This window comes from Desulfobacterales bacterium, assembly GCA_029211065.1.
GTDB lineage: Bacteria > Desulfobacterota > Desulfobacteria > Desulfobacterales > JARGFK01 > JARGFK01.
In genome coordinates this window covers 39,794-51,880 of sequence record JARGFK010000022.1, presented here as the reverse complement: position 1 = coordinate 51,880, position 12,087 = coordinate 39,794, and the positions used below count along the sequence as shown (strand labels likewise).

Sequence of the window (12,087 nt, the reverse complement as noted above, 5' to 3'; positions counted from 1 at the left end):
AAATGGAGGTGAGGATACCATGAAGACGGCAAGGGTGTTCAAATCGGGAAATTCACAGGCGGTCAGATTGCCTAAGGAATTCAAGCTCGATGTCGCGGAAGTTCATGTATTCCGGAAAGACGGGGACTTGGTGCTGCGACCTTTAAAAAAGACCTGGCAGGAGTATTTCGTTCGAGGGCGGCGATTCAGCGTCGTCTTTCCGAAGTCAATCGAAGATCTGGCCTTGGAGGAGCAAACTTCATGGTGATCCGTTACATGCTGGACACCGATGCCTGCATTGCTTTGATCAAGAATCGTCCGGAAGCGATGCGCAGCCGGTTGGACCGCCTTTCTCCGGAAGAAGTTGGGATATCCAGTATCGTCGCGGCGGAACTCTGGTTTGGTGTTGCGCATTCTCTGAAGAAAAAACAAAATGAAGCGGCTCTAAAGGATTTTCTGGACTATGCGACCGCTGTAGATTGGCCGTGCGAGGCTTCTCCGCTTTATGGAAAAATTCGTACAGGGCTTCAGAAGCAAAGAACGCCGATCGGCGCTATGGATCTACTCATTGCCGTTCACGCTCTTTTTCTCGGTGCGGTGCTCATTACAAACAACACGAGGGAATTTGAAAGGGTACCCCATCTGGAGATTGAAAATTGGGATGCAATGGGGTCAGGATGAAACAAATTTCGATGATCCGATATTTGCCGAGGAAACCCTTGTATGACATTTTTCCTCTGAACACCAGGAGCGCATCACTACCTTCCGTGATTTATCGGCTCTATAAAAATGGGTGTAAATGAAATCTGAAAACCGGATGCTTGTTGAAACGCTGATCCGGAAAGGCGTTCAAATTGAGAACCCGGAGGGCGTTCAGGTTGACCGGAATGTGGACCCTTTGCGTATATCCGGCGAAGGTGTTGTTATTCATACCGGATGCAAAATATTTGGCCGTTCAACGTTGATACTTCAGGGAACTGAACTCGGCAAAGAAGGGCCGGTCACGATCGAAAACTGTCAGCTCGGGCCTAATGTACAGCTGAAATCAGGCTATTTCAAAGATGCCGTGTTTTTGGAAAAGGCCGGCGCAGGGTATGGTTCGCGTATCAGAGAGGGGACCATCCTGGAGGAAGAGGCCTCGGTATCCCATGCGGTTGATTTAAAACAGACCATTTTATTCCCCTTTGTTACCCTGGGAAGTCTGATCAATTTCTGCGACTGTCTGATGGCCGGCGGCACCAGTCGCCGGGACCATAGTGAAGTGGGTAGTTCATTTATTCATTTTAATTTTACCCCGAATCAGGACAAAGCCACACCTTCATTAATCGGCGATGTGTCCCGGGGGGTCATGCTGAATCAGCGGTCTATTTTTTTGGGAGGGCAGGGCGGTATAGTGGGTCCCTGCCGACTTGAATTCGGAACCGTTTCGGCAGCCGGGACCATTTGCCGCAAGGACCAGCTCAAGCCTGATCGATTAATCTATGAGCGGGGAGGACCGGGGGGAAACATCCCCCATTATCCCGGCATGTACCGCAGCGTTAAGCGGATTGTTCACAACAATTTGATTTATATAGCCAATTTGATGGCATTGATGCAGTGGTATCGACATGTTCGCTGCCGGTTTGTTTCAAATGCGTTTCCGGAAGCCCTGTTAAACGGGTTAAAGGAAAAGTTGCAGATGAATATTGACGAGCGTATCAACCGTCTGGAAGTGTTCAGCCGGAAAATGCCGGATTCACTAAGGATCTATCAGGAAACGCTCAAAGAAGATGCCTCTTCTATGTTGATTCTACAAAAAAAGGAAATTCATGATAACTGGACAGACCTGAAAGAGGCACTGAATACCTTGCTGGACTATGCCGGGGATGAAAGGCTTCGGGACCGGTTTCTTGAACGCATCACTTCCGGGATTCAATCGGCCGATAAAGACTATCTCGCTGTTATCAAGGGTTTAAACCCGCAAGAATCAGAAATCGGCACGCACTGGCTGCAGGGGATTGTCGATCATGTTGTCGGCAGGGCACTTAAGATTATTCCGTCGTTTGGGGGTACGAAACAAATATGAAAACCCGAACCGAAGTACAAACGCCGTATGCACTCCGCAGAATGCGCCGTTTAGGTTTGAACGCAGGGCGTTAGCCTTTTATGTTTCTGGATTCCGGCTTTCGTCGGAATGACGATTCGCGGCAAGCCGCGGGGAATTGGACCCAAAAGAGAATTAAACCACCCTTTGCGCTCTTGGCGTCTTTGCGGTTCACCTAATATTATTCATAAAATTTTTATCCTAAAAAGTCGATGGTGTAAGGCTCCATCCCTTTCGGATGTTCACAAGCGTATTTTTCAAGGGCCTTGGCAATAAGGGAAAAATTATCGCCGGGAATCGCATGGGGAATAATCAGTACCCCGAAGTGAGACCGTGAATCGTTGAAAAAACGGACCGAAAGACGTATAAAATCGTCTCTATTTCGGGTGACAAGGGCTTTGCCTTCTGAAACCGCATATTTCAGGTGTTCTATATCCGAAGATTGAGTCCTGCCTACTTCATGGGTGCTAACCGCATCGACCTTTTGTTTTCTTAGAAGCGCTGAGACCTTTGGACTTATATCTTCATCGAGATAATATTTCACGAGCTGCTTCCGGCGAGAATGGGGTGCCTTTTTCGAATGCTGTCAGTGGTCCAACTCTCATTTTGATCTATAAGTTCATCGATTTCATCAGGATAAGCGCGATAGTACCCCAATGCCGCTCTAAGTTGCAGATCGGTGAGCCAATGGTAGACGGTCTTCAACCGTTCGAAATTTTCTGCAACACTTTTGTAATTGGAAATGATCTCAAATACTTCCAAACCTGTTCCGGCAACTCGCGCTTTTTTTCCACTGACACCTTCGGAAAAAACAATCCCGGGACAGCGATGCATCTTGACCGCCTCTTCAAGCAGCTCTTTTGTCATAGTAGAGAAATCTTTCCCCGATTCCAAAGCGAGCGCCCGGATCTCTCTAAGCATTTTCTCAGGAATTCGCATGCTTTTTTGGGCACTTCCCATCTTCATCTCCTTGGTGAGCTGTTTGTGTGACATGAAATTACATCGTAATACATAGAAAGTCAACAATTCATTTTATCGGAACTTTATTATGGAAAGCGGTATAAACAAATTTAATTGACTTCCGTACAATATGGCCTTATAATTGGGTCTAATTTTAAGACCTAATTTATGGGTCTATTGTAGGAGGGTATCATGCAGCAGGCTAAATTCAGTTGTAAAGAGAATCAGGTTGAATTCTTAAATAATTATAAGAACTACGGTTTCAAGGATAAAAGCGCTATGGTTCGTGAGGCTTTGAACCGGTTAATGGAAGAATTGGAATCGCAGAAATTAAGGGAATCAGCCGATTTATATGCTGAAATTTACGTGGAGGATTCTGAACTCAAGACAGTGACAGATTCTGCGATTCAAGGCTGGCCCGAATGACGACCCTTTCGCGAGGTATGATCATCGAGATTGATCTGAATCCGGTAAAAGGGTCTGAGACAGGTAAAGTGCGCCCATGCGTGGTTGTGACCAACGATGTTTACAATGCGCGCGTACCGGTCATTCAAGTTGTGCCGATCACGGAATGGAATGAGAAGAAGTCGCGAATCAAGACCAATGTGACCCTGATTCCATCTCAGACAAATGGTCTTAACAAGAAATCCATCGCCGACTGCCTGCAAACCCGTCCGATTGACTATCGCATGAGATTGCAACGCGTTCGGGGCAAGTTGGAACATAAAGATATGAGTATGATCGATCAAGCCCTGAAAGTGGTTTTCTCTCTTTAACATTGGATGTTCTTCAAAGGTCTCAGAACAGAAAACAAGATGGGGAAACTTTTCGGTACAGACGGCATCCGGGGAAAGGCCTATCAGTATCCCATTACCTCTGAAATGGCGGTTCAGATCGGCAAAGCGGTGGCCGTATTTTTCAAAAAAGAAAATACAAGGACACGGATCCTGATCGCAAACGATTCGCGTATTTCCGCCGAGATGCTGGAGACCGGTCTGGCTGCCGGAATCTGCGCCATGGGGGCGGATGCAGCTTTTTGCGGCTTGCTGCCGACCCCGGGGGTTGCCTGGCTGGCCGTTGCTGAAAACGCCGATGCCGGCATATCCGTGTCGGCATCGCATAACCCCTATGATGACAATGGCATCAAAATATTCAAAGGAGATGGCTTTAAGCTTTCAGCGCAGGAGGAAGCGCAAATTGAAACCCTCATATTAAAGGATAAGGGGTTAACATCTCCCACGGTTGCCGAAACCGGCCGTATCCATCGTCTGAACGATCCCGGCAACCGCTACAGGGAATTTCTGGCTTCTACGGTTGCCTTGTCATCGTTAAAAGGAATGAAGATCGTCATCGACTGTGCCAACGGCGCCACCAGCCGAATCGCACCGCAATTGTTTGCCGACCTGGGTGCCGAGGTTAAGGTTCTTTTTAATAGCCCCAACGGGAAAAACATCAATGACGGCTGCGGTTCCGAACATCCACTTCAATTAAAACAACAAGTAATTGAAAACAATGCAAATATTGGGATTGGGTTTGACGGCGACGGCGACCGCCTGATCGTCGTGGACGAGGGCGGGGGAATTCTCAGCGGCGATGAAGTGCTGGCAATCTTTGCCGGATTTATGAGCCAGAAAGAAACGCTCAAAAAAAAGCCGGTGGTCAGCACGGTAATGAGCAACATCGGGCTGGGTATAGCCCTCAGGGAAATGGGTATCCGACACATCATGACCGATGTCGGCGACCGGCATGTCATGGAAAAAATGAAGGCTCACGGCGCCGTTCTCGGTGGCGAAAACTCCGGGCATATGATCTTTTTAGATTATCATACCACCGGTGACGGCATGCTGTCCGCTCTGCAGCTGATCCGGATCATGCGATCGAACCGGAAACCCGTTTCCGAGCTTAAAAAGATCATGACCCTGTTTCCGCAAACCCTTATGAATGTGGAAGTCAAACAGAAGCCGGATCTCAATGCGCTACCAGGGATACAGAAGGCCATCCAATCCGTTCAAAATAAATTAAGAGAAAAGGGTAGGGTACTGGTACGGTATTCCGGGACGCAGCCGCTCTGTCGCGTTATGGTTGAAGGGCCTACCCGGGATGAAACCGACGATCATTGTCGCCATATTGCGGAGTGTATTAAAGCAGCTCTTGGCTAAATCCTTGGTATCGGTAAAAATAAAAAAAACGCCCCTGCATGCTATTCCTACACAGGGGCGTTTATATTTATAATGGGACGGTTTTTAAAGCTATGACCGACTCCTTAATCTCTTCGTCCGAAAATATGAAGCAGCATGAGAAAGAGGTTGATAAAGTCCAGGTACAGTTTAAGTGCTCCTAAAATAGCCCCTTTGCGAACCACACCGGCTTCAAGGCCTGCAGGCTGGGTCAAGGCCATGGCTTTCAGTTGCTGTGTATCATAAGCCGTCAGGCCGATAAACACAAATACGCCGATATAGCTGATGATCATGGCCATGCCGGTGCTCCGGACAAACATATTCACTACCGACGCAATAATAATACCGAAGAGTCCCATCATCATAAAGCCGCCCATCGATGTCAGGTCCCGCTTGGTGGTCATGCCATATATGCTGCAGGCAACAAATGTGGCGGCGCAGATAAAAAAGGTGGATGTTATGCTTGATCGGGTATAAGCCAAGAAAATCATTGATAAAGTGGCACCGTTTAAGGCTGCGTAGAGCACAAAAAGCCCGGTAGCGGTTGAAGCCTGCATTTTATGAACCCTGGCGCTGATACTGAACACTAGAGCCAACTCGGCAATAATCAAGCCAAAAAATATCAGTCGATTTCCTAATATAAGGTTGTATAGCGTCTCATTTTGAGAAACATAATACGCGACAAACCCGGTCAGGGCTAAACCGATGGCCATCCAGTTATATACGCTTCTGATAAATTCATTAACCTGAATCTGAGCCTGGTCACGTTGAAGTGAAACAGGTTGCATAGATACCTCCTAATCGTCATTAGTGTATTGTTTAAATTGATTTCCGAATCCTACCAGTTTCTTCCGATAAACATAACACATCCGTAAAACATATCAAGATTAAAAACGCTTTGACATCAGCTGAATTTACAGTATATATAACTTTAATATACGGTTGCTGTTGTCGATATTTTTTTAGCGGGTCTTTTATACTATATTAAAACTTTATTTTCTTGGGCGTAAAATATCCATGAAGCCTGAAGAAATGTATCAGCATCTCAAGGCATTGGCGGAAAGATTAAATATAACCGTTTCGGAACAGATTTTGCGTAAAAGCGGTGTCAACACACAAAGCGGGTTTTGCATCGTAAAAAATAAAAAACTTTTTATTTTGGACAAACAAAAATCCACTTTTGATAAAAATACGATAATGTGCTCATTTTTGAGCAAAGAAATTAATGATGATATTTATGTCATGCCGGCTGTAAGGGAATTTATTCAAAAATATGCCAAGGATGACGCATAGGGTATCAAGGGGAAGAACCAACCGGGTTCCATATTGTTATTAGTTTACATAATATATCTTATCAGACATAACGGCAATATAAAGGAAACTATATCCGGTTATCATATAAATAAAAACACCGATCGCCATCCTCTTGTCCTCTAACAAAACTATGAAAAACGTAATCCAGCCAGATACCCCTCAGAATATAATTTATACCGTATCCAAACTCACCGCAGGGATCAAGGCGGTGCTGGAGGAAAATTTTCCGTTTGTATGGGTAACAGGTGAAATCTCCAATTTCAGTGTGCCGGTTTCAGGCCACTATTATTTCACCCTCAAAGACGAACATGCACAAATCAGTGCGGTGATCTTTCGCGGCCAGAATCGCAACTTGAAATTTGTTCCGGCTGACGGCATGAATGTTACCGGCCTTGGTCGGATCAGTCTGTATGCGCCCAGGGGATCCTATCAAGTAATATTTGAATATTTAGAGCCCAAGGGTATAGGGGAAATGCAGATTGCCTTTGAGCAACTCAAAACGCAACTTTCCGAAGAAGGGCTGTTTGACGAAAAACACAAACAAAAGCTGCCGTTTCTTCCGCAAAAAATAGCGATCATTACCTCCCCTACCGGTGCAGTTGTTCATGATATTATTAAGGTAACGCACCGACGCTATCCGAATATTCACATAAAAATAATCCCGGTGAAAGTACAGGGCGATGGTGCCGATAAGGAAATTGTATCCGCGCTGGAACTACTCAATCGCCGACCGGATGTGGATGTGGCTATTATGGCGCGTGGCGGCGGCTCTTTGGAAGACCTGAATGCGTTTAACACAGAAATCGTGGCAAGGGCTATTTTTAGGTCAAAAATCCCCATCATTTCAGCCATCGGACACGAAACCGACTTTACCATTGCCGACTTCGTTGCCGATCTCAGGGCGCCGACGCCTTCAGCGGCAGCTGAACTTGCTGTTCCAGTCAAGCATGAATTGAAACAACTTTGCCATAAACTAAAAAACGATATAATTACATTTGGTTATAATAATATTGATGATTATCGAATTCAGCTGAACCAGTTGATGGTGCGCATGGTTGATCCGCGAAAAAAATTACAAGAACTTCGATTCCATGCCGACGATCTCATGCTTCGCTTGATTCGACTCACCGCAAATGCCCTTGACCGTAAACGTGAACGTATTTCCTGGTGGGCAGATCGGCTGCGAATAATTAACCCGCAGACTCAAATTTATAAACTTAAAGATACAGTTGATAGATTAAAATATAACATACAGTATTATATGAGAATATATAGCAATAGTAAATCTTCAGAATTGGAGGCTCAAGCGGCAAGGCTCCGCGCCTTAAGCCCCATCGCCATCTTGGAGCGGGGTTACAGCATCACCCGTACCGTTTCAGATAAAACCGTTGTCAAATCCGCTGAATCCGTCGAAATCGGACAGAACCTTGACATACTGCTTGCAAGGGGTTCCCTTGTCTGTCGTGTAGGGAGGAAATCAATCAATGGCCAAAAAAACATTTGAACAATCACTAAAGCAGTTGGAACAGATCGTCCGTGAATTGGAATCCGGCGACCTGCCCCTTGAAAAAGCCTTGAAAAAGTTTGAAGAAGGGATTCAACTTTCAAAGCTGTGTTCCCAGATACTGGATGAGACTGAACAAAAAATATCTATTTTGTTAAAAGACCAGGACGGTGAGATCATTGAAAAACCTTTCACCGTTGGCAATGATTCAAAGGAAACATAACAAAGTAACAGATTGATGGTGAATAGACGGTAGGCTGTGTTGCTTCCAGCGCATATCCGGCGGAATTCATCCTAACCACTTGAATCGTTATTATAAAAATTCATGTTACCCCTGGAAACCTACCTCAAAAAAAAGCGATCCCGAATTGATCGCGAAATCAGGCAAATTCTGTTGGAATCCACCGCTTCCCCCAGGATACTCGCTGCCATGTCCTATTCCATAATGGCCGGCGGAAAAAGGCTGCGACCGATTTTGTGTTTGGCCGCCGCAGACGCCGTTGCCGGAAAACCCCATGAAGCCCTGCGGGCCGCCTGCGCCCTCGAATTCATCCATACCTATTCTCTGATACATGACGATTTGCCGGCAATGGATAACGACGACTTGCGCAGAGGCAAAAAAACCTGTCATGTGGCCTTTGATGAAGCCACAGCCATTTTAGCCGGCGATGCCATGCTGACGATGGCATTTCAGATACTTTCAACCGACGATAGTAAAAAAAAAACGGCGCAATACCTACAAGTTATTTACACCATTGCAACGGCTGCCGGCCACAAAGGGATGGTTGCAGGACAAATGCGGGACATTGCTTCAGAAGGCCGCACCCTGGCATTGAAGGATCTTAAAGAGATTTATCGGTTAAAAACCGGCGCCCTTATCGAGGCATCAATATGCACCGGCGCCATTATCGCGGATGCTTCCCGCACCCAAATGCATCAGCTGTCCAGGTATGCTAAAAATATTGGCCTGGCTTTTCAGATAACCGACGACATATTAAACGTCGAAGGTGATCCGGCTGTTACCGGGAAAGCATCCGGTACGGATGAATTTCGCCAAAAAGCGACCTATCCTGCCCTGATCGGTGTTTCCAAGTCTTTTGAAACCGCTGAAAAACTGGTCCGATATGCGATTCAATCCATCAAAGGGTTTGACGATAAATCGGATCCCCTTCGCGCCATTGCAGACTATGTTGTAAAAAGAAAAAAGTAGCTTTATACGGTTCTTCATATTATATAATAGTTTGATTGATCGGAAACAAAATGAAACGATAGTCGTTTTTTTGAATTTATGATTCATCTTTTACAATTCACCTAAAAGGAGTCGGTCATTCATTGAGTTTACTGGAACAGATTAATTCCCCGGACGATTTAAAACGTCTTTCCCGATCCGAGCTTCCAAAACTTGCAGCAGAAATTCGCAAAGAGATTGTTGCGGTTGTATCCAAAACCGGCGGCCACCTGGCGTCCAGCCTGGGTACAGTGGAACTTGCCATTGCCGTTCACTATGTATTCAATGCCCCGGAGGACAAAATTATCTGGGATGTCGGCCACCAGTCTTACGCGCACAAGCTCTTGACCGGCCGACGGGAGCGTTTTCATACCCTGCGACAGCACGGCGGTATTAGTGGTTTTACCCGCATGAACGAAAGCCCGTTTGATGCTTTTTCAACCGGGCACAGCAGCACTTCCATTTCTGCCGGCATAGGAATTTCATGTGCCAAGCGGCTTAAAAACGATCCGGCCAAAACAATTGCCATAATCGGTGACGGTTCGATGACAGCCGGGCTTGCATATGAAGGGTTGAACCAGGCCGGAGATATTCACAAGGATCTGATCGTCATACTAAACGATAACGACATGTCCATCGCCCGCAATGTAGGGGCATTGTCATCATTTCTGAGCCGGACGCTTTCAGCAAAAAAACTTCAGGAACTGAGAAAAGAACTGGGAGAATTCTTAAAGTCATTACCCAAAATCGGCGATGATATCTACCAGTTTGCCAAACGCAGTGAGGAATCATTTAAAACCTTTATCACGCCGGGAATGTTATTCGAGGCGTTTAATTTTGAGTACTTTGGCCCCATTAACGGTCACAGGCTCAACCATCTTATAGACATACTGAATAATATCAAACATCTAAACGAACCTGTGCTGCTGCATATTACGACGCATAAAGGAAAGGGGTACCCCCCTGCCGAAAAAAATCCGGTTTACTTTCATGGCGTCGGATGCTTTGAGGTCGAGACCGGAAACTGTATCACCGGCGAAAAGATCATCCCCACCTACACCAACGTATTTGGCGATACCATGGTGCAGCTGGCCCAAACCAATCCTTCCATCGTGGCGGTTACCGCAGCCATGCCGGAAGGCACCGGTCTTATGAAGTTTTCCCAAATGTTTCCGGATCGGTTTTTTGACGTCGGAATCGCTGAGCAGCACGGGGTGCTCTTTGCCGCCGGCATCGCCACTGAGGGCCTAAAGCCGGTTGTGGCTATTTATTCAACCTTTCTCCAACGCGCCTATGACCAGATTGTCCATGATGTTTGCCTGGAGAACCTGCCGGTGGTTTTTGCCGTTGATAGGGGGGGAATTGTCGGCGAAGACGGCCCTACCCACCACGGACTGTTTGATTTTTCCTATTTGAGAAGCCTGCCCAATATGATCGTCATGTCTCCAAAAGATGAAAATGAACTGCGCCGGATGCTCCTTACCGCCATCGAATACAAGGGCCCTGCAGCTGTTCGCTATCCCCGCGGATCAGGGACCGGGGCCTTATTGGACGAGGAGCTTAAGCCCTTGACCATCGGCAAAGCTGAAATTTTAACCCAAGGGGACGATATTCTTATCCTTGCAATCGGCCGGCCGGTCGCCGATGCGCTGGAAGCACATCACATGCTGTCAGAAAAAGGTATTTTTGCAACGGTGGTCAACTGTCGCTTTCTCAAACCATTGGATACGGATTTGATTTGTGCTTTGACCGCAAAGATCCCCAACGTCATTACAGTTGAAGAACATGTCCGTCAGGGTGGTTTTGGAAGTGCCGTTTTGGAGTGTCTAAGCGATAACGGCGCCATGAACTATCGACTGGAACGAATTGGGATCCCGGACACTTATGTCGAACACGGACCCCAGGGGCTTCTCAGGTCAAAATACGGTTTAGACGCCCAGGGGATTTTGACGGCAGCTCAAAAACTGTTAGGGGCTTGATGTCAAAAAAAAGACTTGACCTGGTTCTTGTGGAAAAAGGTTTGGTCCAAAGCCGGCAGCGTGCCCGGGCCTTGATCATGTCGGGCAGCGTCCTGGTAAACAGAACAAAAGTCGACAAACCCGGCACACTCGTTACGGACACTGAAGATATTGTTGTCAAAGGCCAGGACCACCCTTATGTCAGCCGGGGAGGATTGAAGCTTGAAGAGGCCCTGTCCCTGCTAAAGGTTTCGACAAGCGGCCTGGTTTGCCTGGACGTGGGTGCATCCACCGGTGGTTTTACCGACTGTTTGCTCCAGCATGGGGCCAAGCACGTTTTTTCCGTTGACGTTGGATATGGCCAGCTGGCTTGGGCATTGCGACAGGATTCACGGGTCACCGTCCTGGAGCGGACAAACATCCGGCATATGCCGGCAAGCGCCCTTCCCTGCCTGGTTGATCTGATTGCCATCGACGTTTCTTTTATATCGCTGAAAATTGTTGTCCCGGCAGTCTTAAAGTTTTTAAAAAAAGAAGGCCGAATTCTTGCGCTGATAAAACCCCAGTTTGAAGTCGGTAAAGGCAATGTCGGCAAAGGCGGGGTTGTGCGGGACCCGTCCCAACATCAGGACGTTATCGAAAATTTGGCCGGTTTTTTTAAAACGATCGACCTGATATGTAAGGCTACGATGCCCTCGCCGATTCTGGGACCCAAAGGAAACCGGGAATTTTTTTTCTTATTAACTTCATCTGAAACATCGGCTGTTGAATAGATTCGGTTTTTAGTCTTGATTTTTTCCGCGCAACTATATAGAAGGATGAATCTAAAATTCATCGAAGTGATATCATCAGACTAAACAAAATTCCAAATAGAGAGGAGCATA

At 46.7% G+C, this 12,087-nt stretch carries 15 protein-coding genes; 12 read left to right on the top strand and 3 right to left on the bottom strand.

The window, feature by feature from the left end; translation table 11 throughout:
• The 3 genes from P1P89_07050 to P1P89_07040 all read left to right on the top strand — a co-directional run.
• Positions 1–247 (top strand): AbrB/MazE/SpoVT family DNA-binding domain-containing protein (locus tag P1P89_07050; protein ID MDF1591256.1); only part of this gene is annotated, 247 nt, incomplete at its 5' end.
• Positions 241–660: a type II toxin-antitoxin system VapC family toxin gene (locus P1P89_07045; GenBank protein ID MDF1591255.1), complete on the top strand. Its 420-nt coding sequence runs from the start codon at positions 241–243 to the stop codon at positions 658–660. The genes P1P89_07050 and P1P89_07045, both read left to right, overlap by 7 nt.
• 118 nt (positions 661–778) lie before the next feature.
• The gene (locus P1P89_07040) at positions 779–2,044 is read left to right on the top strand and encodes a protein GlmU (GenBank protein MDF1591254.1); all 1,266 of its coding nucleotides are present in this window, start codon (positions 779–781) and stop codon (positions 2,042–2,044) included.
• 214 nt (positions 2,045–2,258) lie between these two features.
• On the opposite strand, the gene P1P89_07035 is transcribed toward P1P89_07040, so the two are convergent.
• Together P1P89_07035 and P1P89_07030 are read right to left on the bottom strand one after the other, a co-directional pair.
• The gene (locus tag P1P89_07035; protein ID MDF1591253.1) at positions 2,259–2,606 is read right to left on the bottom strand and encodes a DUF5615 family PIN-like protein; all 348 of its coding nucleotides are present in this window, start codon (positions 2,604–2,606) and stop codon (positions 2,259–2,261) included.
• Complete coding sequence (locus P1P89_07030) at positions 2,603–3,022, bottom strand: hypothetical protein (GenBank protein ID MDF1591252.1); 420 nt, start codon at positions 3,020–3,022, stop codon at positions 2,603–2,605. Before P1P89_07030 ends, P1P89_07035 begins: the two co-directional genes overlap by 4 nt.
• 192 nt (positions 3,023–3,214) lie before the next feature.
• On the opposite strand from P1P89_07030, the gene P1P89_07025 reads away from it, so the two are divergent.
• From P1P89_07025 to glmM, 3 genes are read left to right on the top strand one after another with little or no spacing between them, the layout of a single operon-like run.
• Positions 3,215–3,448, top strand: a complete 234-nt coding sequence (locus P1P89_07025; protein MDF1591251.1) for a hypothetical protein — start codon at positions 3,215–3,217, stop codon at positions 3,446–3,448.
• A gap of 17 nt (positions 3,449–3,465) precedes the next feature.
• The gene (locus P1P89_07020) at positions 3,466–3,798 is read left to right on the top strand and encodes a type II toxin-antitoxin system PemK/MazF family toxin (GenBank protein ID MDF1591250.1); all 333 of its coding nucleotides are present in this window, start codon (positions 3,466–3,468) and stop codon (positions 3,796–3,798) included.
• Between the two features lie 39 nt (positions 3,799–3,837).
• Positions 3,838–5,181 (top strand): phosphoglucosamine mutase, encoded by a 1,344-nt coding sequence (gene glmM, locus P1P89_07015; protein MDF1591249.1) that lies wholly within the window; start codon positions 3,838–3,840, stop codon positions 5,179–5,181.
• 104 nt (positions 5,182–5,285) lie between these two features.
• On the opposite strand, the gene P1P89_07010 is transcribed toward glmM, so the two are convergent.
• Entirely contained in the window at positions 5,286–5,987 is a 702-nt protein-coding gene (locus tag P1P89_07010) for a Bax inhibitor-1/YccA family protein (GenBank protein ID MDF1591248.1), read from the bottom strand.
• Positions 5,988–6,216: 229 nt separating this feature from the next.
• On the opposite strand from P1P89_07010, the gene P1P89_07005 reads away from it, so the two are divergent.
• The 6 genes from P1P89_07005 to P1P89_06980 all read left to right on the top strand — a co-directional run bounded on the left by P1P89_07005 (position 6,217) and on the right by P1P89_06980 (position 11,976).
• Positions 6,217–6,492 (top strand): hypothetical protein, encoded by a 276-nt coding sequence (locus tag P1P89_07005; GenBank protein MDF1591247.1) that lies wholly within the window; start codon positions 6,217–6,219, stop codon positions 6,490–6,492.
• A gap of 151 nt (positions 6,493–6,643) precedes the next feature.
• Positions 6,644–8,017: an exodeoxyribonuclease VII large subunit gene (gene xseA, locus P1P89_07000; protein ID MDF1591246.1), complete on the top strand. Its 1,374-nt coding sequence runs from the start codon at positions 6,644–6,646 to the stop codon at positions 8,015–8,017.
• Positions 7,998–8,240, top strand: a complete 243-nt coding sequence (xseB, locus tag P1P89_06995) for an exodeoxyribonuclease VII small subunit (GenBank protein ID MDF1591245.1) — start codon at positions 7,998–8,000, stop codon at positions 8,238–8,240. Before xseA ends, xseB begins: the two co-directional genes overlap by 20 nt.
• Positions 8,241–8,447: 207 nt before the next feature.
• Positions 8,448–9,227 (top strand): polyprenyl synthetase family protein, encoded by a 780-nt coding sequence (locus P1P89_06990; protein MDF1591244.1) that lies wholly within the window; start codon positions 8,448–8,450, stop codon positions 9,225–9,227.
• Between the two features lie 122 nt (positions 9,228–9,349).
• Positions 9,350–11,224, top strand: a complete 1,875-nt coding sequence (gene dxs / locus P1P89_06985; GenBank protein ID MDF1591243.1) for a 1-deoxy-D-xylulose-5-phosphate synthase — start codon at positions 9,350–9,352, stop codon at positions 11,222–11,224.
• The gene (locus tag P1P89_06980) at positions 11,224–11,976 is read left to right on the top strand and encodes a TlyA family RNA methyltransferase (GenBank protein ID MDF1591242.1); all 753 of its coding nucleotides are present in this window, start codon (positions 11,224–11,226) and stop codon (positions 11,974–11,976) included. Before dxs ends, P1P89_06980 begins: the two co-directional genes overlap by 1 nt.
• Positions 11,977–12,087: the final 111 nt, after the last annotated feature.